General features: G+C 64.7%; 18 protein-coding genes. 14 read left to right on the top strand and 4 right to left on the bottom strand.

Annotated elements, in window-relative coordinates:
* The first annotated feature begins 49 nt into the window (after nucleotides 1-49).
* The 13 genes from BLS27_RS21940 to BLS27_RS21875 all read left to right on the top strand — a co-directional run bounded on the left by BLS27_RS21940 (nucleotide 50) and on the right by BLS27_RS21875 (nucleotide 16,324).
* Nucleotides 50-1,531, top strand: a complete 1,482-nt coding sequence (locus BLS27_RS21940; RefSeq protein WP_043207422.1) for a glycosyltransferase family 2 protein — start codon at nucleotides 50-52, stop codon at nucleotides 1,529-1,531.
* Nucleotides 1,532-1,567: 36 nt separating this feature from the next.
* Nucleotides 1,568-2,731, top strand: a complete 1,164-nt coding sequence (locus BLS27_RS21930; RefSeq protein WP_090346839.1) for an alginate biosynthesis protein Alg44 — start codon at nucleotides 1,568-1,570, stop codon at nucleotides 2,729-2,731.
* A 13-nt stretch (nucleotides 2,732-2,744) separates the two neighbouring features.
* Nucleotides 2,745-4,256: an alginate biosynthesis TPR repeat lipoprotein AlgK gene (gene algK / locus BLS27_RS21925; protein ID WP_244155260.1), complete on the top strand. Its 1,512-nt coding sequence runs from the start codon at nucleotides 2,745-2,747 to the stop codon at nucleotides 4,254-4,256.
* Nucleotides 4,253-5,731, top strand: coding sequence for an alginate export family protein (locus BLS27_RS21920; RefSeq protein WP_043207420.1), 1,479 nt, complete (start codon nucleotides 4,253-4,255; stop codon nucleotides 5,729-5,731). Before algK ends, BLS27_RS21920 begins: the two co-directional genes overlap by 4 nt.
* Nucleotides 5,732-5,750: 19 nt before the next feature.
* Nucleotides 5,751-7,313 (top strand): mannuronan 5-epimerase AlgG, encoded by a 1,563-nt coding sequence (gene algG, locus BLS27_RS21915; protein ID WP_090346838.1) that lies wholly within the window; start codon nucleotides 5,751-5,753, stop codon nucleotides 7,311-7,313.
* A gap of 13 nt (nucleotides 7,314-7,326) precedes the next feature.
* The gene (locus BLS27_RS21910; RefSeq protein WP_090346837.1) at nucleotides 7,327-8,772 is read left to right on the top strand and encodes an alginate O-acetyltransferase; all 1,446 of its coding nucleotides are present in this window, start codon (nucleotides 7,327-7,329) and stop codon (nucleotides 8,770-8,772) included.
* A gap of 7 nt (nucleotides 8,773-8,779) precedes the next feature.
* A complete protein-coding gene (locus BLS27_RS21905; RefSeq protein WP_043207417.1) occupies nucleotides 8,780-9,886 on the top strand; it encodes a mannuronate-specific alginate lyase in 1,107 nt (368 codons plus the stop codon).
* 122 nt (nucleotides 9,887-10,008) lie between these two features.
* A complete protein-coding gene (locus tag BLS27_RS21900; protein WP_070576265.1) occupies nucleotides 10,009-11,466 on the top strand; it encodes an MBOAT family O-acyltransferase in 1,458 nt (485 codons plus the stop codon).
* Nucleotides 11,467-11,476: 10 nt separating this feature from the next.
* Nucleotides 11,477-12,634, top strand: coding sequence for an alginate O-acetyltransferase (locus BLS27_RS21895; protein ID WP_090346836.1), 1,158 nt, complete (start codon nucleotides 11,477-11,479; stop codon nucleotides 12,632-12,634).
* Nucleotides 12,635-12,647: 13 nt separating this feature from the next.
* Nucleotides 12,648-13,295: an alginate O-acetyltransferase AlgF gene (locus BLS27_RS21890; protein WP_043207413.1), complete on the top strand. Its 648-nt coding sequence runs from the start codon at nucleotides 12,648-12,650 to the stop codon at nucleotides 13,293-13,295.
* Between the two features lie 33 nt (nucleotides 13,296-13,328).
* Nucleotides 13,329-14,783: a mannose-1-phosphate guanylyltransferase/mannose-6-phosphate isomerase gene (locus BLS27_RS21885; RefSeq protein WP_043207412.1), complete on the top strand. Its 1,455-nt coding sequence runs from the start codon at nucleotides 13,329-13,331 to the stop codon at nucleotides 14,781-14,783.
* A 161-nt stretch (nucleotides 14,784-14,944) separates the two neighbouring features.
* Nucleotides 14,945-15,409 carry a hypothetical protein gene (locus BLS27_RS21880; RefSeq protein ID WP_043207411.1) on the top strand — a complete coding sequence of 155 codons (465 nt, stop codon included), beginning with the start codon at nucleotides 14,945-14,947 and terminating at the stop codon, nucleotides 15,407-15,409.
* Between the two features lie 90 nt (nucleotides 15,410-15,499).
* Nucleotides 15,500-16,324: an SDR family oxidoreductase gene (locus BLS27_RS21875; RefSeq protein ID WP_090346835.1), complete on the top strand. Its 825-nt coding sequence runs from the start codon at nucleotides 15,500-15,502 to the stop codon at nucleotides 16,322-16,324.
* A gap of 113 nt (nucleotides 16,325-16,437) precedes the next feature.
* Here BLS27_RS21875 and BLS27_RS21870 read toward each other — a convergent pair whose 3' ends face one another.
* The 4 genes from BLS27_RS21870 to BLS27_RS21855 all read right to left on the bottom strand — a co-directional run bounded on the left by BLS27_RS21870 (nucleotide 16,438) and on the right by BLS27_RS21855 (nucleotide 21,693).
* Nucleotides 16,438-17,877, bottom strand: coding sequence for an efflux transporter outer membrane subunit (locus BLS27_RS21870; RefSeq protein WP_090346834.1), 1,440 nt, complete (start codon nucleotides 17,875-17,877; stop codon nucleotides 16,438-16,440).
* Nucleotides 17,874-18,935: an HlyD family secretion protein gene (locus BLS27_RS21865; RefSeq protein WP_043207407.1), complete on the bottom strand. Its 1,062-nt coding sequence runs from the start codon at nucleotides 18,933-18,935 to the stop codon at nucleotides 17,874-17,876. Before BLS27_RS21865 ends, BLS27_RS21870 begins: the two co-directional genes overlap by 4 nt.
* 27 nt (nucleotides 18,936-18,962) lie before the next feature.
* Entirely contained in the window at nucleotides 18,963-20,504 is a 1,542-nt protein-coding gene (locus BLS27_RS21860; protein WP_043207406.1) for an MFS transporter, read from the bottom strand.
* Between the two features lie 280 nt (nucleotides 20,505-20,784).
* Entirely contained in the window at nucleotides 20,785-21,693 is a 909-nt protein-coding gene (locus tag BLS27_RS21855; protein ID WP_043207404.1) for a LysR family transcriptional regulator, read from the bottom strand.
* A gap of 179 nt (nucleotides 21,694-21,872) precedes the next feature.
* Here BLS27_RS21855 and BLS27_RS21850 point away from each other — a divergent pair, with 179 nt between their 5' ends.
* A complete protein-coding gene (locus tag BLS27_RS21850; protein WP_090346833.1) occupies nucleotides 21,873-22,322 on the top strand; it encodes a universal stress protein in 450 nt (149 codons plus the stop codon).
* Nucleotides 22,323-22,331 lie beyond the last annotated feature (9 nt).

Here is a 22,331-nt window from a genome sequence, read left to right as displayed (position 1 = left end):
AGCGGGCGACCGCTGCCCTTCCCCCTGATTCGCGCGACGGATGCTGAACATGCAAAGACTCCAGACAGTGCTGCTGCAGTGCGCCGGATGGCTGCTCTACATGAGCCTGCTCATGTTGATCGCCTTGGCCTTGCCCAGCGACATCTTCGACTCGCAGTCGAAGCACTTCATCTTCCTGGTCGGCGCGGTAGGCATCTGGCGCTACTCCATGGGCGCCACCCACTTCATCCGTGGCATGGTGTTCCTCTACGGCGTCTACCCCTACCTGCGCCGCAAGGTACGCAAGCTGGGCAAAGCTGCCGACCCGTCCCACGTGTACCTGATGGTCACCAGTTTTCGCATCGATGCCCTGACCACCGCGCAGGTGTACAGCTCGGTGATCCGCGAGGCCATCGAATGCGGCTTCCCCACCACCGTGGTCTGCTCGCTGGTGGAGATGTCCGATGAGCTGCTGGTCAAGAGCCTGTGGGCCAAGTACAACCCGCCCGCCCACGTCAACCTGGACTTCGTGCGCATCGCCGGTACCGGCAAGCGCGATGGCCTGGCCTATGGCTTCCGGGCCATCTCGCGGATGATGCCGGACGAGCATGCCGTGGTGGCGGTGATCGACGGCGATACCGTGCTCGGTGAAGGCGTGGTCCGCAAGACCGTGCCGTGGTTCAAGCTGTTCCCCAATGTCGGTGGCCTGACCACCAACGAATTCTGCGAAGTGCGCGGCGGCTACATCATGAGCGAGTGGCACAAGCTGCGCTTCGCCCAGCGCCACATCAACATGTGCTCGATGGCCCTGTCCAAGCGCGTGCTGACCATGACCGGGCGCATGTCGATGTTCCGCGCAAGCGTGGTGACCGATCCTGAGTTCATCGCCGACGTGGAAAGCGACTCGCTGCACCACTGGCGCCTGGGCCGCTTCAAGTTCCTCACTGGGGACGACAAGTCCAGCTGGTTCAGCCTGATGCGCCTGGGCTACGACACCTTCTACGTGCCGGACGCTGCGATCAACACGGTCGAGCACCCACCGGAGAAGAGCTTCATCAAGGCCAGCCGCAAGCTGATGTACCGCTGGTACGGCAACAACCTGCGGCAGAACTCCCGCGCCCTGGGGCTGGGCCTCAAGCGCCTGGGCCTGTTCACCTGCATCGTCCTGCTCGACCAGCGCGTGTCCATGTGGACCAGCCTGCTGGGCCTGACGGTGGCGGTGATCGCCAGCCTCAAGTTCGGCATGGGCTTCTTGCTCGTGTACCTGCTGTGGATCGGCATCACCCGCCTGATCCTCACCATCATGCTGCTGTGCTCGGGCCATAACGTGGGGCCGGCCTACCCGCTGATTCTCTATTACAACCAGATCGTCGGCGCGCTGATGAAGATCTACGTGTTCTTCCGCCTCGACAAGCAGTCCTGGACCCGCCAGCCGACTGCCCTCAAGCGTGACCTCGAAAGCTTTCAACAATGGTTCAACACCTGGTCTTCACGGACCATGACCTTCTCGGCAGCCAGCATCTTCGTCGCTGTGCTGTTCATGGTCGTGTGAGCCCCCCGGAACGGATCTAACAGGAACGAAATCGCCATGAATACCGCCGTGAACGCCAATGTCGTGCATGAGTCCGAAGCCCAGCGCCAGCATGTCCGGGTACGTATCCCTGCCAAGCTGCGCTACCTGGACCGCAATCGCGAACCGCACGATGTGAAGGTGGACGATCTCTCCGCCGGGGGCCTGTCCTTCCATACCAGCAAACCCTTGAACGTCGGCGATGTGCTGCGCGGTCGCCTGCAGTTCACGGTCGACAACCTGGGCCTGTCCATGGACGTCGAGTTCCAGGTGCGCTCCTACCAGAGCACCGGTCGCACCGGCGTGCAGTTTCAGAACCTCGAACCGCGCGACGTGGCCACCCTGCGCCATATCATCACCACTTTCCTGTCCGGCGAGATGATCAACGTCGGCGGCGTGCTCAGCACCCTGCAACGCGACAACTTCACCAAGGCACGCAAGCAGAAAGACAGCGGCTCGGGGCTCTCGGCCTTCGGTCGCCTGCGCGCGGTGACCGTCAGCCTGGGCGTGTTCGTGGTCGGCGTGGCCGCGTTCGGCTTCATCGCCAAGTCGCTGTACGGCATGTACTTCGTCAGCCACGCCGAGGCCGGTGTGGTCTCGGTGCCCACCACCAACGTCACCATGCCGCGCGACGGCAGTGTGCAGAGCCTAGTGGAAAACGGCGCCCATGTGGTCAAGGGCGCGCCGCTGGCAAGCTTCAGCACCAGCATGCTCGATTTGCTCAAAGGCCATCTGGACGACTCGCAGCTCGAGCCCGCCAAGGTCGAGGAGCTGTTCGGCAAGCAGCTCTCCGGCACGCTCACCAGCCCATGCGACTGCGTCGTCGCCCGCCAGCTGGTGGATGACGGCCAGTACGCCAGCAAGGGCCAGCCGATCTTCCAACTGGTGCCACGCACCACCAACCCGATGGTCGAGGCGCGCTTCAGCTATCGCCAGTTCGACCAGGTCAAGCCAGGCACCCGCGTGCAGTTCCAGGTGGCCGGCGAAGACGAGATGCGCACCGGCAAGATCGTCAGCAGCGCCAGCCTCAACAGCGAAGACCTGGCCTCGGATATCCGCGTGCAGATCAAGCCTGACAGTGGCCTGCCGGCAGAACTGGCCGGTCGCCCGGCGGCCGTCAACGCCGATCGTGGCCCGTCCCTGGACTGGCTGATCGACAAAGCCGTAGCCCGCGGGCTGTAAGAGGGATCGGACCATGAACCCTTCGAACCGTATGACACCGCTGCAAGCGGCCGGGGCCTTGTTCGCGGGTAAACCCGCTCCCATAGGGATCGAATCGAGCCCTGCGCGCAGCATTCGCCCGCTGGCCTGGTGCGGCCTGGCCTTGGCCGTCGCCCTGGCCGGCTGCTCGGGCCTGCCCGACCAGCGCCTGGCCAACGAGGCCATGAAGCGCGGGGACACCGCCCTGGCCGAGCGCAATTACAAGGCCCTGGCCGACCTTGGCTACAGCGATGCCCAAGTGGGCCTGGCCGATATCCAGGTCGCCAGCCAGGACCCTGCCAAGCTCAAGGCAGCCGAGGCCACCTACCGCGCCGCCGCTGCCACCTCGCCCCGAGCCCAGGCACGCCTGGGTCGCCTGCTGGTGGCCAAGCCTGGCACTACCCAGGCCGAGCGCGAGGAGGCCGAAACCCTGCTCAAGCTCGCCGCCCAGCAAGGCGAGCGCAACACCCTGATCCCGCTGGCGATGCTCTACCTGCAATACCCGCAAAGCTTCCCCAAGGTGAACGCCCAGCAGCAGATCGACCAGTGGCGCGCCGCCGGTAACCCCGAGGCGGGCCTGGCCCAGGTGCTGCTCTACCGCACCCAGGGCACCTACGACCAGCACCTGGGCGACGTCGAAAAAATCTGCAAGGCCGCGCTGGACACCACCGACATCTGCTATGTGGAACTGGCCACCGTCTACCAAAAGCGCGCCCAGCCCGACCAGCAGGCCGCACTGATCCAGCAGCTCAAGGCCGCCTATGGCCGTGGCATCGTGCCGGCCACCCGGGTCGACAGCGTCGCCCGCGTGCTGGCAGACCGCAGCCTGGGCCAGACCGACGAAAAGACCGCCAAGGAGCTGCTCGAGCAAGTCGCCCCGGTCAATCCGGCTTCCTGGGTGAGCCTGGCGCAGTTGTTGTACGACTTCCCGGAGCTGGGCGACAACGACCAGTTGCTCGCCTACATCGAAAAGGGCCGTCAGGCCCAGCAGCCCCGCGCCGAACTGTTGCTCGGCCGCCTCTACTACGAAGGCAAGACGCTCCCGGCCGACGCCAGCAAAGCCGAAGAACACCTGCAGGCCGCCGCCGCCGCCGGCGAGGTCAGCGCCCACTATTACCTCGGCCAGCTGTACCGCCGTGGCTACCTGGGCCACGTCGAGCCGCAAAAAGCCGTCGACCACCTGCTCAGTGCCGCCCGTGGCGGGCAGAACAGCGCCGACTACGCCCTGGCCCAACTGTTCAGCGAAGGTCATGGCATTCGCCCTGCTCCGGCCAACGCCTGGGTGTTCGCCCAACTGGCCCAGGCCAACCCGTCGCCGCAATCGACCGAGCTGCTGCAAAAGCTCGACACGCAATTGAGCCCTGACCAGCGCAACCAGGCCCAGCGCCTGCTGGACCAGGAAAAGCAGGCACGCGGCAGCATGGCCCAGGTCGGTTCCAACCCCCTGGCCTTCGAAGCCCTGCAAGACGACGCAAAAGAAGAAGTAGACGGTGAGGACTCGCTATGACGCTCAATCCCTTCGTGAAAGCCGGCATTGGCCTGAGCTTCGCCCTGCTGTGGTCGTGCCCGACCCTGGCGGACATGACCGCCGAGAAGAACTTCGGCCTGGACATCAAGATCACCGGCCAGTCCGAGGACGACCGCGACCTGGGCACCCGCTCCGGCGGTGACGTCAACGGCCTGGGCCTTGACCTGCGCCCTTGGGTCTACGGCGAACGCGGCAACTGGAGCGCCTTCGCCATGGGCCAGGCAGTAGCCGCCACCGATATCATCGAGACCGACACGCTGCGCCAGTCCGAGGACGGCAGCACCGTGGACAACGCCGATGACAGCCGCAAGCCGGACAAGAGCTACCTGGCCATGCGCGAGTTCTGGGTCGGCTACAGCGGCTTCACGCCCTACCCAGGCGAACAGCTGCGCCTGGGCCGCCAACGCCTGCGCAGCGACGACGGCATGTGGCGCGACACCAACATCGAAGCGTTGAACTGGACCTTCGACACCACCCTGCTCAAGGCCGATCTGGGTGTGGCACAGCGCTTCAGCGAATACCGCACCGACCTCACCGAGCTTGCGCCCGAGGACAAGGACCGCACCCACGTGTACGGCAACGTTGCCACCCAGTGGACACCTGGGCACTGGGTCGGCGTGCGCGCCCACCACTCCAGTGACAGCGGCAGCCTGAAAGACCCCGGCGAAACCGTCGACCCGTTGGACAAGACCCGCACGGGCGATCTGACCTGGCTGGGCCTGGAGGCCAACAGCGACGCCTACAACTGGCGCAACGACCACACCGTCAACTATTGGGGCAGCGTCACCTGGCTGACCGGCGATCGCGACACCCTCAGCACCCAGACCGTAGGCAACGACCAAGTCGCCACCGGCAAGCAGAGCGGCGATGTCAACGCCTGGGCCACTGACTTGGGTGTGCGCCTGCGTCTGGACCCCAACTGGCAGGTCGGTGCGGCCTATGCCCGTGGCAGCGGCGGTGGCGGCAGCGACGGTTCGAGCAACTACGAGCAGACCGGGCTCGAGAGCAACCGCTCCAACTTCACCGGCACCCGCTCTCGCGTGCACCGCTTCGGCGAAGCCTTCCGTGGCGAGCTGGGCAACCTGCAGGCGGCCACCCTGTTCGCCTCCTGGCAACTGCGCGACGACTATGACGCAAGCTTCATCTACCACAAGTTCTGGCGCGTCGATGACCAGCAGAACATCGGTTCCAGCGGCATCAACGCGGTGGTCGAGGACAACGGTGTGAACCGTCCGCTGATCAATGGCGAGAAGGACCTGGGCCAGGAAATGGACGTGGTGGTCACCAAGTACTTCAAGCAAGGCCTGCTGCCGGCTTCGATGAGCCAAGCCATCGACGAGCCGTCGGCCCTGGTGCGCCTGCGTGCCGGCGTGTTCAAGCCAGGCGATGCCTACGGCAGCGAAGCTGATTCCTACATGCACCGCGCCTTCGTCGACGTGATCTGGCGCTATTGAGGCCCGGGAGAGGACACTCATGAACCTTCACCCGCATTTTCGCCATGGCCTGCTGGCCAGTGCCCTGCTGTTGGCCAGCAGCGGCCTGGCCTATGCCGAGCCGGTCAAGCCGGTGGTCAAGGAATTGCAGCAGGCCAAGACCTACACGGTCTCCAGCGCGCCGATCGAGCCGTTGCAGATGGACCCGCCCAAGCTGCCCGACCTCTCCGGCTACACCGCCGAAGCGGTTCAGAAAAAGCTCGACCGCAGCCAAAAAGGCAAGGTCAGCGTGCGCCGCATGCTCCAGGAGGAATCGCTCAAGGAGTTCATCGGCGGCGACAACAAAGGCGCCGAGTGGGTTCGTCGCCAGCAGGGCATTCCCCAGGCGATCTTCATCGATGATGGCCATGTGGACCTGGTGCAGTTGAGCAAGCAGGTGCCCAAGCAGTACCTGCGCGAAACCGAGCCGGGCGTGTACCTGGCACGCCTGCCGATCGTGGTCGGGCGCAAGGGCGTGCTGGAGATCAATGGCAAGGTCAAGGAACTGCGCCTGTCCCAAGAGGGCGGGTCATTTCTGATCAACGACGGCAAGCTGTTCGTCACCGACACCCAGGTCACCGCCTGGCGCGAGAAGGACAACGGCCCCGCCACCTTCCGCAAGCCGGACGAGTTCCGTCCGTTCCTGTTGTCCTGGGGCGGTACCGAGACCTACATCGTCAACAGCAAGATGGCCAGCTTCGGCTACGCCAAGTCCAAGTCGTATGGCGTCAGTATCTCCCAGTACACGCCGAACATGGCCAAGCGCATGGGCCGTCCGGAACCTACCGGCTGGATCATCGGCTCCGAATTCAGCGACATGTGGTACGGCTTCTATTGCTACGAGACCCAGGACTTCGTGATCAAGGACAACACCTATCGCGACAACATCGTCTACGGCATCGACCCCCACGACCGCTCGCACCGCCTGATCATCGCCGGCAACACTGTGTACGGCACCAAGAAAAAGCACGGGATCATCGTCTCGCGTGAGGTCAACGACAGCTGGATCATCAACAACAAGAGCTACGACAACAAGCTCTCCGGCGTGGTCCTGGACCGTAACAGCGTCAACAACCTGGTGGCCTACAACGAGATCTACCGCAACCACACCGACGGCATCACGCTGTACGAAAGTGGCGACAACCTGATCTACGGCAACAAGCTGCTCAACAACCGCCGGCACGGCATCCGCGTGCGCAACAGCGTGAACATCCGCCTGTACGAAAACCTCGCCATGGCCAACGGCCTGGTGGGCGTGTACGGGCACATCAAGGACCTCTCCGACACCGACCGCGACATCGCCCTGGACCCCTTCGATGCCAAAGTCTCGCTGATCGTGGTCGGCGGTGAACTGGCGGCCAATGGCTCCGGTCCCCTGTCGATCGACTCGCCGCTGTCGGTCGAGCTCTACAAGGTCTCCATGCTCGCCCCGCGCAAGGCCAACGGCATCAGCCTCAACGGCGTGCTCGGCGAGCGCCAGGACGAAATCCTCGACCTGCTGGTGCGCCAGCAGAAGGCCGTGCTGATCGACCCGGTCGAACGCCAGACCGAAATGATCGATTAAGGAAGCCCAGACCATGACTCCGCATCTGATGAAACTGCTCGGCTTGTCCGCCGCCCTCCTGGCCATCAGCCAGGGCGTGCGCGCCGCCGAGGTGCAGGCCCCGAGCTTCACCGCCGAGCCTTGCTGCCAGCTGTGCCCAGAGGCCCACGACGCCAGCCGTTACGTGACCCGCTACCAGCAGAACTTCACGACTCTGGTCCAGGCCAAAGGCGACTGGCTGTTCCGTACCCGCGAAGACCTGCGCACCGAATTCAACACCACCCCGGCCGGCTACAAACGCCTGCAACAGGTACATGACGCGTTCAAGAAACGCGGCGTGGAACTGGTGCTGGTGTACCAGCCAACCCGTGGCCTGGTGAACCGCAACATGCTCAACCCCGCCGAGAAAGCCGCCTTCGATTATCAAAAGGCGCTGGGCAACTACCAGGCCATGCTCAAGCGCTTCGCCAGCATGGGCTACAACGTGCCCGACCTGTCGCCGCTGACCAACGAGCAATTGGCCGCCGCCGACCAGGGCAAGGACTTCTACTTCCGCGGTGACCAGCACTGGACGCCCTACGGCGCCGAGCGCGCGGCCAAGATCGTGGCCGACACCGTACACAAGATGCCAGCCTTCGAAGGCATCCCGCGCAAGGAATTCGAAACCCACAAGTCCGGCCGCATGGGCAAGACCGGTACCCTGCACAACGTCGCCGGGCAACTTTGCGGCACCAGCTATGCGGTGCAGTACATGGACCAGTTCGCCACCGAGCCCAAGGGCGGTGCGAGCGATGGCGACGACCTGTTCGGCGATTCAGGCAATGCCAAGATCACCCTGGTCGGCACCAGCCACAGCGGCAAGAACTACAACTTCTCGGGCTTCTTGCAGCAGTACATCGGTGCCGACGTGCTCAACGTCGCCTTCCCCGGTGGTGGCCTGGAAGGTTCGATGATCCAGTACTTGGGCAGTGAAGAGTTCAAAAAGAACCCACCGAAGATCCTCATCTGGGAGTTCTCGCCGCTGTACCGCCTGGACCAGGAAACCATCTGGCGCCAGATCCTCGCCTTGCTCGACGACGGCTGTGACGACCGTCCGGCCCAGATGAGCGCCAGCGCCACCCTCAAGCCCGGTAAGAACGAGCTGATGGTCAACGGCAAGGGCGGTGTGATCAAAGACCTGATCAACCGCAATCACCAGCTGGACATCAAGTTCGAGGACACCTCGGTAAAGGTCCTGCAGGCCACCCTCTGGTACCTCAACGGCCGCCACGAGGACATCAAGATCGAGAAGCCGGAAACCTCCGACACCGACGGCCGCTTCGTCTTCCAGATGCGCGAAGACGAGGACTGGGCCAGTCAGAACCTGCTCGCCCTCGAGATCCAGGGGCCGGAAACCGGCACCCAGAAAGTCGAGGCCAAGCTGTGCAAACGCAACAACTTCGCCGGTCATGCGCAGAACACCGCGCAGGCCGGCCAGTGAGGCGACCATGAACCCATTGCGCACAATCACCGCACCTGCCCTGCTCGCCCTGGCCCTGTTCGGCCCGGCCGCGCAGGCCGGCAGCCTGGTGCCGCCACAGGGCTACTACGCAGGCATCGAGAAGCTCAAGAAAGGCGACGGCAACTTCCGCTGCGAACCGGCGCCCAAGCCCTACACCGGCCCCCTGCAGTTTCGCAGCAAGTACGAAGGCTCCGACGGTGCCCGTGCGACCCTGAACAAGGCGTCCGAAAAGGCCTTCCGCCAGTCCACCGAGGACATCACCACGCTCGAGCGTGGCGTCAGCAAGATGGTCGGCCAGTACATGCGCGATGGCCGCCCGGCCCAGCTCGACTGCGCCCTGACCTGGCTGGGTACCTGGGCGCGGGCCGATGCGCTGGCGTCCACCGACTACAACCACACCGGCAAGTCGATGCGCAAATGGGCGCTGGGCAGCATGAGCGGCTCGTGGCTGCGCCTTAAGTTCTCCAACTCCCAGCCGTTGGCCGCGCACCAGGCCGAGGCCGAGCTGATCGAGAAATGGCTGGCGCGCCTGGCCGAACAGACCGTGCGCGACTGGAGCGACCTGCCGCTGGAGAAGATCAACAACCACAGCTACTGGGCGGCCTGGTCGGTGATGGCCACCGCCGTGGCCACCGACCGGCGCGACCTGTTCGACTGGGCGGTGAAGGAATACAAGGTCGGCGCCAACCAGGTGGACGAACAGGGCTTTTTACCCAACGAGCTCAAGCGCAAGCAGCGAGCCCTGGCCTACCACAACTACGCCCTGCCGCCGCTGGCGATGATCGCAAGCTTTGCCCAGGTCAACGGCGTGGACGTGCGTGGCGAGAACAACAACGCCTTGCAGCGCTTGGCGCAACGAGTGCTCAGCGGGTCGAAGGATCCGAGCGCGTTCAAGACCCGCAACGGCGAGAAACAGGACATGCACGACCTGAAGATCGACAGCAAGTATTCGTGGATGGAGCCCTACTGCAGCCTCTATGCGTGCAGTGGCGACACCCTCCAGCGCAAGCGCGGCATGCAGCCGTTCAACAGTTTCCGCTTAGGCGGAGACCTGACCCGGGTCTACGACCCGAGCGCAGAGAGCAAGAAGTGACACGACACCCTGTGGGAAGCGGGTGAACCCGCTCCCACAGGGCCTTGGTATCTCCCACTTTCGAGTGGGGGGTTTGGGGGGCGCTGTGCCCCGGATGCTGTGAACAAAAAAGGAGAACCGGGATGGTCTTCTCGTCCAACGTGTTCCTGTTCCTGTTCTTGCCGATCTTCCTCGGCCTGTATTACTTGAGCGGGCAACGCTATCGCAACCTGCTGCTGTTGATCGCCAGTTACATCTTCTATGCCTGGTGGCGGGTGGACTTCCTGGCACTGTTCGCCGGTGTCACCCTGTGGAACTACTGGATCGGCCTCAAAGTCGGCGCCGCGGGCGTGCGTACCAAGCCAGCCCAACGCTGGCTGCTGCTGGGTGTGGCAGTCGACCTGGCGATTCTGGGCTACTTCAAGTACGCCAACTTCGGCGTCGAGAGCCTCAACGCGATCATCACGTCGTTCGGCCTGGAACCGTTCATCCTCACCCATGTGCTGTTGCCGATCGGTATCTCGTTCTACATCTTCGAGTCGATCAGCTACATCATCGACGTGTACCGCGGCGACACCCCGGCCACGCGCAACCTGATCGACTTCGCGGCATTCGTGGCGATCTTCCCGCACCTGATCGCCGGCCCCGTGCTGCGTTTCAAGGACCTGGTCGACCAGTTCAACAACCGCACCCACACCCTGGACAAGTTCTCCGAAGGCTGCACCCGCTTCATGCAGGGCTTCATCAAGAAAGTGTTCATCGCCGATACCCTGGCGGTGGTCGCCGACCACTGCTTCGCCCTGCAGAACCCGACCACGGGCGATGCCTGGCTGGGCGCACTGGCCTACACCGCGCAGCTGTACTTCGATTTCTCCGGCTACAGCGACATGGCCATCGGCCTGGGCTTGATGATGGGCTTTCGCTTCATGGAGAACTTCAAGCAGCCGTACATCAGCCAGTCGATCACCGAGTTCTGGCGGCGCTGGCACATCAGCTTGTCGACCTGGCTGCGTGATTACCTCTACATCACCCTGGGTGGCAACCGCAAAGGCACCTTCAACACCTACCGCAACCTGTTCCTGACCATGCTGCTGGGCGGGCTTTGGCACGGCGCCAACTTCACCTACATCATCTGGGGCGCCTGGCATGGCACCTGGCTGGCCATCGAGCGCGCCCTGGGCATCGACACCAACCCGCAGCGCTTCAACCCGATCAAGTGGGCGTTCACCTTCCTGCTGGTGGTGGTTGGCTGGGTGATCTTCCGCGCCGAGAACCTGCACGTGGCCGGCCGCATGTACGGCGCCATGTTCAGCTTCGGTGAGTGGCAGTTGTCGGAACTCAACCGCGCCCAGCTCACCGGCCTGCAGGTCGCGACCTTGGTGGTCGCCTACGTCACCTTGGCGGTGTTCGGCCTGCGCGACTTCTACCGCAACGCCAAGCCCACGCCCAAGGCCACCCCGGTGCAGATCAACGCCGACGGCTCCGTGGGCCTGGACTGGACCCGCGTCATGACCCGCGCCCTGGTCCTGCTGCTGTTCGTTGCCTCGGTGCTCAAGCTCTCGGCGCAGAGCTACTCGCCGTTCCTCTACTTCCAGTTCTGAGGACAGGACCATGAACCGGACACTACGCATCACCTATTCCCTGTCGTTCCTGGGCCTGCTGACCGGGCTTGGCGCCTGGTCGGTGGGCGGCCTTGAAAGCTTCAACCGCACCGAGCAGATGACCCTGCTCAACGGCAAGCTGGCCAAGGCCGCCGAGACCCACTACGACGAGCAGTTCCCGATCAAACGCATCGGCACCAACCTGTGGGCGGCGCTGGACTACAAGCTGTTCAACGAAGGCCGCCCGGGCGTCGTGCTGGGCCGCGAGCAGTGGCTGTTCAGCGATGAAGAGTTCAAGCCCACTGCCGGCGCCGAGCAGCTGATGCAGGAGAACCTGGCGCTGATCCGCGGCGTGCGCGACACCCTGCAGCGCCAGGGCACGCAGCTGGTGCTGGCGATCGTCCCGGCCAAGGCGCGGATCTATTCCGAGTACCTGGGCAAGGACCAACCGGCCAGCCTGCACGAGAACCTGTACAACCAGTTCCACGCCCAGGCCCGCCAGGCCGGTGTCTTCGCTCCGGATCTGCTCGCGCCCCTGGAGCAGGCCAAGGCCCGTGGCCAGGTGTTCCTGCGCACCGACACCCACTGGACGCCCATGGGTGCCGAGGTCGCGGCCCAGGCCCTGGCCGAGGCGGTGTCGCGCCAGAGCCTGCTCAATGGCGACCCGCAGGCGTTCATCACCGAAGCCGGCGCCACCAGCCCCTACAAGGGCGACCTGACCAACTTCCTGCCGCTGGACCCACTGTTCAGCAACCTGTTGCCCTCACCGGACAACCTGCAGCAACGCAGCACCCGTCCGGTCGAGGCCGAAGGTGAAGCAGGCGACGCGCTGTTCGCCGAAACCCAGATCCCGGTGGCGCTGGTCGGTACCAGCTACAGCGCCAACCCGCACTGGAACTTCCTCGGCGCCCTGCAGCAAGCCTTGCGCAGCGACGTGGCCAACTACGCCGAAGACGGCCATGGCCCCCTGCTGCCAATGCTCAAGTACCTGCAGAGCGACGCCTTCAAGGACGCTCCCCCGCAAGTGGTGGTGTGGGAATTCCCCGAACGTTATCTGCCAATGAAGAACGACCTCAGCGCCTTCGATCCGACCTGGATCGCCCAGCTGAAGAACACCCGCAAGACCGAAGAAAACCTGGCCCTGTCGTCCAATCGGACGGTTCACTGAAGAGGACATCAACATGACCAACAAACCTTCCTTCGCTAAAGCCTTCACCCTCGCTGCGGGCCTGTCCCTGCTCTCGCTGCAGGCCCTGGCCGGCGCCGATGCGGCGCTCTATGGCCCGAGCGCGCCAAAAGGCTCGACCTTCGTGCGCCTGTACAACGCCTCCTCCAGCCCTGCCGCGGCGTCGGTGGGCAACACCCAGATCAAGCCGGTCGGCGCCCAGGCCAGCAGCGACTTCAGCTTCCTGCCCGGAGGTGACTACACCGCCCAGGTCGGCGGCAAGAGCGTCCCGGTCAAACTGGCCGCGGACAAGTACTACACCTTGGTCAACAACGCTGGCGGCAGCCCGCAACTGATCGAAGAACCACCGTTCAAGAACAAGCAGAAAGCCCTGGTGCGCGTGCAGAACCTGAGCGACCAGTCGCTGACCCTCAAGACTGCCGACGGCAAGACCGAAGTGGTCAAGCCTGTGGCCGCCAAAGGCCGTGGCGAGCGCGAGATCAACCCGGTCAAGGTCAGCCTGGCCCTCTACGAAGGCGACAAGAAAGTCAGCGACCTCAAGCCGGTCGCCCTCGAGCGTGGTGAAGCCGCGGTGCTCTATGTCACAGGTTCCGGCAGCAACCTGTCGCCGGTCTGGGTCACCCGTCCCGTTGCCAGCAACTGATTCAAACCCCTATCGACCTTTTGGAGAAACATCATGATTCCGGTAATTCTTTCTGGTGGTAGCGGTTCGCGTCTGTGGCCTCTGTCGCGCAAGCAGTTCCCCAAGCAGTTCCTGGCCCTGACCGGTGAGCACACCCTGTTCCAGCAAACCCTGGAGCGCCTGGTGTTCGAAGGCATGGACAGCCCGATCGTGGTCTGCAACAAGGACCACAAGTTCATCGTCCAGGAGCAACTGGCCGCACTCAACTTGCAGACCCAGGGCATCCTCATGGAGCCCTTCGGTCGCAACACCGCGCCTGCGGTGGCCATCACCGCGATGAAGCTGGTCAACGAAGGCCGCGACGAGCTGATGCTGGTGCTGCCGGCCGACCATGTGATCGAGGACCAGAAGGCCCTGCAACGCGCCCTGGCCTTGGCCACCGTGGCCGCCGAGCGCGGCGAGATGGTGCTGTTCGGTGTGCCAGCGACCAAGCCTGAAACCGGCTATGGCTATATCCGCTCCAGCCAGGATGCCCTGCTGCCCGAAGGCGTGGCGCGCGTGGCGCAGTTCGTCGAAAAACCCGACGAGAAGCGCGCCAACGAGTTCGTCCGCGCCGGCGGTTACTTCTGGAACAGCGGCATGTTCCTGTTCCGCGCCAGCCGCTTCCTCGAAGAGCTGAAAAAGCACGACCCGGACATCTACGACACCTGCCTTCTGGCCCTGGAGCGCAGCGACGAACAAAGCGACGTGCTGAGCATCGACGCTGCGACCTTCGCCTGCTGCCCGGACAACTCCATCGACTACGCGGTGATGGAAAAGACCCAGCGTGCCTGCGTGGTACCGCTGTCGGCCGGCTGGAGCGACGTGGGTTGTTGGTCGTCGCTGTGGGAAGTGCACGAGAAAGACGACAACGGCAACGTCACCAAGGGCGACGTGGTGGTGCAAGACAGCCACAACTGCATGATCCACGGCAACGGCAAGCTGGTCTCGGTGATCGGCCTGGAGAACATCGTGGTGGTCGAGACCAAGGACGCCATGATGATCGCCCACAAAGACAAGGTCCAAGGCGTCAAGCAACTGGTCAACACCCTTGACCAGCAAGGCCGCAGCGAGACCCAGAACCACCTGGAGGTATACCGCCCGTGGGGCTCGTACGATTCGGTGGACATGGGCGGACGCTTCCAGGTCAAGCACATCACCGTCAAGCCGGGCGCGAGCCTGTCGCTGCAGATGCACCACCACCGCGCCGAACACTGGATCGTGGTGTCCGGCACCGCCGAGGTGACCTGCGACGAGAACGTGTTCTTGCTCACCGAGAATCAGTCGACCTACATCCCCATCGCCTCGGTCCACCGCCTGCGCAACCCAGGCAAGATCCCGTTGGAGATCATCGAAGTACAGTCCGGCAGCTACCTGGGCGAAGATGACATCGAGCGCTTCGAAGATGTCTATGGCCGCACCTCGACGCCAGTGGAACGCGGCATCTCGATCAAGACCATTGCGCAGTAGAGCGGCTAGCCGCTAGCGGCAAACTGCAAGAAAAAAGCAGGGCGGCGTGAACCGACCATTCGGATTCACCACCGCCCTGCTTTTTTCTTGTGGCTTGCCGCTTGAAGCTTGAAGCTCGCAACTCCAAGATACCCAAATCCTCGAAACGGAATTTGGACGACATGCTCATTGGCGCCCTGCTCATCCTCACCTGGCTGGTTCTGCTGCTGCGCTACCCGGCCAAGGCCTTGCCGATTTCCCTGGCGGCGGTGTTCGGCCTCGGGTTGGTGGCACTCGGGGTGGTGTGGCAGGACAGTCGCGAAGCCTCGCAGCTGGCGCGCCTGGACCTGCGCCTGAGCTACGCCCCCGACAAGTGCCCTGCCGATCGCACCTTGCAGGTGCACATGAAGAACGGCAATTCAGTGCCCCTCACCGAACTGCGCTGGCGCGTCGCCGCCTATGCCCCAGGTGACACCGTCAACCTGGCCGAGAACACCTACAACGCCCCGCGCTACCGAGGCCCCGGCGAGCTGCAACCGGGCGCCGAATGGACCGACTGCCTGCCCCTGCCGCCGCTGCGCAGTGGGTACCGGCCGCAGACATTGGAATTTCGTGCCGAACATCTGCAAGGTACATTCGCCAACTAATGTGTTGCCGGTGTCGAGCCGTTCGCGAGTAACCCGCGAGGGAGCCGACACAAGTTCATACCCATCCCCTCTGCCAACAGGCCTGAACCCATGCCCACCGTCCTGATCACCGGTTGTTCCAGCGGCATCGGCCGCGCCCTGGCCGACGCCTTCCGCGATGCCGGCCACCACGTGTGGGCCACCGCCCGCAAGCCCGAGGATGTCGAACGACTGGCCGCCGCAGGCTTTGCGGCGCGGCAGTTGGATGTCACTCACCCCGATGACCTGGCGCGTCTGGCCGACGAGCTGCAGGACCGCCATGGTGGTCTGGACATCCTCATCAACAACGCCGGCTACGGCGCCATGGGGCCCCTGCTCGACGGTGGCGTCGAGGCCATGCGCCAGCAGTTCGAGACCAATGTCTTTGCCGTGGTCGGGGTCACCCGCGCGCTGTTCCCGCTGCTGCGTCGCAACCGGGGCCTGGTGGTGAACATCGGCAGCGTGTCGGGTGTACTGGTCACCCCGTTCGCTGGCGCCTACTGCGCCTCCAAGGCGGCCGTGAATGCCCTGAGCGATGCCCTGCGCCTGGAGCTCGCGCCGTTCGGCATTCGCGTGATGGAAGTGCAGCCCGGAGCCATCGCCTCGCAGTTCGCCGACAACGCTCAACGTGAAGCCGAAGGGGTGCTGGCGGCGGATTCGCCGTGGTGGCCGTTGCGCGATTACATCCAGGCGCGGGCCCGAGCTTCCCAGGACAAACCCACGCCAGCCGCGGTGTTCGCCCAAGGGCTGTTGGCAGCGACCCGTAAGCGCCCGACGCCTGCCATGGTACGCCTGGGCAATGGCAGCACGGCCCTGCCGCTGCTGGCCCGGCTGCTGCCCCGGCGGTTGCTGGACAAGGTGCTGCGCAAACGCTTCGGGTTGCTGCGCCCACTCTGATACGGCGCAGCGCCTTTCGCGGCTACCCCCCGCCCACAGGTGCCCTGCGGCCCTTGAAAGCCACAGTACCTGTGGGCGCTGGCGAAGCCTGGGACGGGCCGCATAGCGGCCCCTTAGGCCTTCTCGTCGAACGCCTGCCAGCCACCGCCCAGGGCTTTGTACAACCCCACCAGCGCCTGGGACACTGCCGCCGAACTATCGATCCACTGCTCCTCGCTGGCCAGCAGCGCGCTCTGCACGGTCAGCACATTGAGAAAGTCCACCGCCCCTTCCACGTACTGTCGCTGGGCCGTCTCCAGCGCGACGCGGTTCTGTCTCACCGCCTCGGCCAGATGATCGCGACGCAACTGGCTGGCGTTGTACAACCGCAGCACATCGTCGATCTCATGCCAGGCACTCAGCACCACTTTGCGGTAATTGAGCGCCGCCTCCTGCTGCTGCGCCTCACGCAGCTCGAGCGTGCCTTTCAGGCGCCCGCCTTCGAAGATCGGCAACGACAACTGCGGGCCGAAGGCGAAACGCCGGGCGTCCCACGCACCGAAGTCAGACAGCTGCATGGCCTGCAAGCCCGCGCTGCCGGAGAGCCGAATGCTCGGGTAGAAGTCGGCCTTGGCCACGCCGATGCTGGCGGTAGCCGCGTGCAGCCGCGCCTCGGCCTGGCGGATATCAGGACGGCGCTCGGCGAGCGCTGACGGCAGGCCGATGGCAAAGCGCTGCTGCGGTGTCGGCAAATCGCCAGGGGCCAGCAACTCGCTTTGCAGGCTACGCGGAGGTTGCGCGGCGAGCAGGCTCAGGGCGTTGATCAGGTCGTCGCGGCGCGCCTCCAGCGTGGGCAAACGCGCCTCGATCGACGCCACCTGGGCGCTGGCCTGGGCCACGTCCAGGCGCGTAGCGACGCCTTCGGCCTGACGATCCTGGGACAGCTTGAGGCTGTGCCGGGCGACCTTGAGGTTGTCCTGGGTGACTTCCAGGGTGTGCTGCACCGCGCGCAACTGGATGTAATCACCTGCCGTTTCGGACAACAGCGCCAGCAGTACGCCGCGCCGGTCGTTCTCGGCCACTTGCACCGAAGCATCGGCCGCCTCGACCTGGCGACGTACCCGTCCCCACAGGTCCAGCTCCCAGCCTGCGACCAGATCGCCCTGCCATAGATTGAAGGCAGACTTGCCCGCTTTGCCAGACGGGTCGTTCAGGCCTTCGGCGCTGTTGCGCGCGCGGCTGTAGCCGGCGTTCACATCCACCGAAGGCACCTCGTCGGCCGCCACGGTGCTGCGCAAGGCGCGGCTTTGCAGCAGGCGCGCACTGGCCATTTGCAGGTCAAGGTTACGTTCGGCGACGTGCTGGATCAGCGCGCTCAGACGGGCATCGTGGAAGCTGTCCCACCAGCGCAGCTCCAGCGGCTCGGCGGTCGGCTGACTTGCCGCCGCCTCGCCTTGCAGCTGCGCCCAGGCCTGGGGCGCCTGGCTCTCGGGGCGCTTGAAATCCGGCCCGAGGGTGCAGCCGGCGAGCATCACCGCCAGCAGCAGAGGGCTAATGCGTGTTACCGCCTTCATCGCGCGCTCACCGCTTTGCCATCGAGGGTGTCGCCGTCGGTGTCGATGGTCGCCACCACCGACATCCCCACCCGCAGGCGCTCGAGCAGTGGCTGGCCATCATCGAAGACGATCTTCACCGGAATACGCTGCACCACCTTGGTGAAGTTGCCGGTGGCATTGTCTGGCTTGACCGCGGCGAAGGTGACGCCGGTGGCCGGGGCGATGCTCTGCACATGGCCGTGCAGTTTCTCCCCGGAAAAAGTATCGACACTGATGCTCACCGGCTGGCCCGGCTGCACGTGAGTGAGCTGGGTTTCCTGGAAGTTGCCCACCACGTAGGCCTGCTGCAGCGGCACCACCGAGAGCAGACGCGCGCCCGGATTGACGTACGCACCGATGCGCAGGGCACGCTCGCCGACCATGCCATCCACCGGCGCGGTGATGCGGGTGTAGGACAGATCCAATTGGGCTTTCTCAACGCCAGCCTCGGCACGCTTGAGCTGGCCCTCGGCGCTCGCCACCTGGGCCGTGAGGATGTCCACCTGCTTGCGCGTGGCGACCAACGCCGCCTGGGCGTTGGCCAGACGCGCGCGGGCCTGCTCGACACGGCTGCGCGCCTGCTGGGCGTTCTGCACGGTACCGGCGCCCTGCTCTGCCAGGCGGCTGTAGCGGGTCACTTCATGATCGGCAAAGGCCATTTCGGCCTGGGCGGCCTTCACCGCCGCTTCGGCCTGGGCGATCAACGACGCCTGACGCTCGAGGGTGGCGCGAGCATCGGCGCTCTGCGCCTTGGCCACCAGCAATTGGGCTTGGGCGGCGTCGAGGGCCGCGCGGTAGTCGCGATCATCGATGGTCGCCAGCAACTGGCCGGCGCTGACCTGTTGGTTGTCTTCGACCAGCACTTCCTTGATGAAACCTGGCACCTTCGGCGCGACTACGGTGTAGTCGGCGGTCACATACGCATCGTTGGTGCTTTGCCGGTGGTCGCTGCCCAGCATCCAGGGGGTCACCAGGGCAGCCAGCACGGCCACGGCGAGCACCGAGCCGATCACGAGTGTCTTGCGGTTGTTGGTCATTTCTACAGTCTCGAATTCATCCAGGCGTCAGGCCACCGCACGCGGTGGGTAGATCCGGGTAGGCACGAAAGGAATCAGGCAGATCAGGGCCACGGCGACACCGGCCATGACCAGGTACAGGTCGGCCGAAGTCAGCACTTGGGCTTGTTCGTGGAGGCGCCGGGCCAGGCCTGCCGCCTGGTCATCGACCAGTGGCGCGTTGCCCAGGCTGTCCACCAGATGGTTGGAATGAAAATGCCGACGCACGGTGCCCAGGGCGTCCAGCAGCCCGGTGGCGATCACCGAGGCCAGCCCCTTGACGGTGTTGAACCAGCTGGAGGCGAACGGGCCTTCCTGGGGCGTCATGCCATTGGTGGAGAGCATCAGCAGCGGCAGCACCGACATCGGCTGACCGAACACCTGCAGCAGGTAGAAGGGGTAGAAGTCGCCGCGGATCCATTGCGAAGTCAGCAGGCTGCTGCCCACGCAGGAGACCGCCAGCATCCCCAGGCCCAGCGCCAGCACCCAGCGGCAGTCCACCGCACGGATGTTGCACAGTGCTGCCGTGAGCGGCAGGGCGATCAGTTGCGGCATGGCCACCAGCATCATCAACGGGCTGGTCTGCGCCGGGCGATAGCCCTGGATCTGCGCCAGGTACGCCGAAGGGATGCTGCCCACGCCCGAGAGCACGATCAGCACGCCGGCCAGTGTCACCAGGGCAAAGCTCAGGTTGCGCCGCGTCAGCAGGCGCAGCTGGAAGAACGGCAGTGGCTCGGACCATTCGTTGTACATGAACAGCACCAGCAGCAGCACGCCACCACCGAGCAGCCAACAAATCAGCGGCGAATCGAACCAGCCCCAACGATCGCCCAGGGACAAGCCCAGGACGATGCAGCTGATGGCCGGCAGGCCGAGCACCACGCCCCGCCAGTCGAATTGCTTGAAACGCTCCAGACGCAGCGGGTCCTGGGGCAAGCCCCAGCCCACGCAGAACATGGCCAGACCCGACGGCAGGATGATCTGCCAGAACGCCCACTGCCAACCGACATATTCCGTCCACAAGCCCGCCAATGGCGTGCCCAGGTTGGGGCCGAAGGTCGCGGTCAGGGCATAGCAGGCCAGGCCATAGATCTTGATACCCGGGGGCAGAAAGCGCAGCGCCACGGTCATCAGCATCGGCGGTAAGGCCCCCGATGCCAGGCCCTGGACGATGCGCAGTAGCATCAGGCTGTGCAGATTGGGCGCGAAGGGCTGGACCAGGCCTAGCACGGCGAACAGACCGGTCGCGCATAACGTGAAGCGGCGCAGGGAAAAGGTGCCGGCCATCCAAGGCGCGAAGGCCATGGCCGAGACCGAGGCGGCCGAATACACCGCCAGCAGCCAGGCGCCTTCATCGGCGCCGATGCCCATGGCGCCGCGGATGTCGGCCAGGGAAATTTTCGTCACCGCCTCATTGAGTCCGGCGCAGAGCACCGCCAACAACACGCCGAACAGCCCGACCACCACCCGCAGGCCGAACGCCGTCTGCACCGGTGCTGCAGGCGCCGGAGCGGCGACAGGCACGGCGGAAGGCGCGGACAGGGAACTCATGGACAGACATCTCCAGCAACAAATTCAAGGCAGGAGGGAAGTCTAAGAAGGTCGAATGCTGACGAAAACTGACTTATTGGCAGTTTTATGTTGCACCAGACGCAATCGACACAATTGTTAGGGGGGAGTCGCCGCGCCCACATATCCCCTGTGTGAGCGGGCTTACCCGCGAAATCAGACGACGCGGCGCATGGCACGGGCTGCGCCCGTGGTCACGGCTGAACCCGCGCCTAATGAATCTGCGGTGATCGTCGCTCCGATTGATCCGCGAATGGCCCCGTCAGGGATCGACGCTGCAGCAGGCCTTGAGCGTCTGACGCAACCAACGATGGGCCGGGTCGTTCTGAAAGCGCGGGTGCCAGGCCTGCATGACGGTCACCTGCTCCAGCGGCAGCGGGATCTGGAACGAGCGCAGCGGCAGGCCCAGCTTGTTCACGCTGTTGAGGATGTTGGCCGGCATCGGCAGGATCAGGTCGGAATCCGGTAGCGAGAACATCGCCGAATGAAAGCTCGGGGTGATCAGCGCCACGCGCCGCTGAGCCTTGAAGTTGGCCAGTTCCACATCGATCGGCCCGTTAGCCCGGCCGCGTCGCGACACGCTGATCTGCGGGTAGGCGGCAAAGCGCTGCGGGGTGATCTGGGCGTCGAAGATCGGGTGGTCGCGGCGCGCCAGGCCAATGTATTCGGTGTGAAACAGGCTCTGCACCTTGATCTCCGGACCCAACTCCACGGTCGAGCTGATGATCAAATCGGTGCGCCCGTCGCGCAGCACGCTGTCGTCATCGCCACCCGGGCTCTCGGGCACGAACCTGAGCACCGTGCGCGGCGCCTGCTCGTGCATCATGCGCAACAACTGGGCGCCGTACAGGGCGATGAACAGGTCGTTGGTGCGGATGTTGAAGGCCCGCTCCAGGTTCGGCAGATCCACCTCATCGCCACTGCGAAACACCTGCCCGGCCTGCTCGACCAAGGCCGAGACCTGCTCGCGCAGGGCCAGGGCTCGGGGCGTGGGCACCAGGCCACGGCCAGCGCGCACCAGGATCGGGTCGCCCAGGGCATCGCGGATCCGCCCCAGGGTGCGGCTCATCGCGGCGGGGCTGAGGTTCATGCGCTGCGCCGCGCCGACCACACTGCCCTCATCGAGCAGGGCATCGAGGGCGACGAGCAGGTTCATGTCGGGCAATTGCATGGGCCGTTTTCCGTGACAGCTGTGGGAAAGGACATCTTATCAGGCCGGATGGTTGCGTCTGGCGCAATGTCCCCGTGCGTGGTGGGCCATTTATCCAACGCGATGGACGATCAAGAATGGTGCGCACAGCTTCGCGGGTGAACCCGCAACAAGGCCACCACCGAACCGAAGGAACCTCCATGCCCCGCCCGGTCCTGATCGCCATCGACGCCTCCCCTGCCACCAGCGCCCTGCTCGACCTCGCCCAGCGTCACTGCCGGCCCGGCGAGCACGAACTGCACGTGCTGCTGGCCATCGACACGACCTTCGCCGTGCACGATCACCCGATGGCCTACACCGAAGAGGAACAGCAGGAGTATCCGGCCGCCTGCGAAGAACAGCACCTGGCAGACCAGGCCGTGGCCACGGCGGTACGTGCGTTGCGCAAGGCAGGTTTCAGCAGCCATGGCTGCATGGTCGCCGCAGAGCCCGTCGAGGCCATCGTCGGCAAGGCCAGGGCGCTGGAATGCGAACTGATCATCATGGGCCACCGCCATCTGTCGCGGCTCGGGCGGCTGCTGGATCCATCGATAAGCGCGAAGGTGATCGACCGGGTGCAGGTTCCGGTGTTGGTCGGGGCGGCGGGATAAGCCAACAGG

The sequence above is a fragment of the Pseudomonas guariconensis genome (assembly GCF_900102675.1).
Classification (GTDB): Bacteria; Pseudomonadota; Gammaproteobacteria; order Pseudomonadales; family Pseudomonadaceae; genus Aquipseudomonas; species Aquipseudomonas guariconensis.
This window is presented reverse-complemented; position numbering and strand designations above follow the sequence as displayed.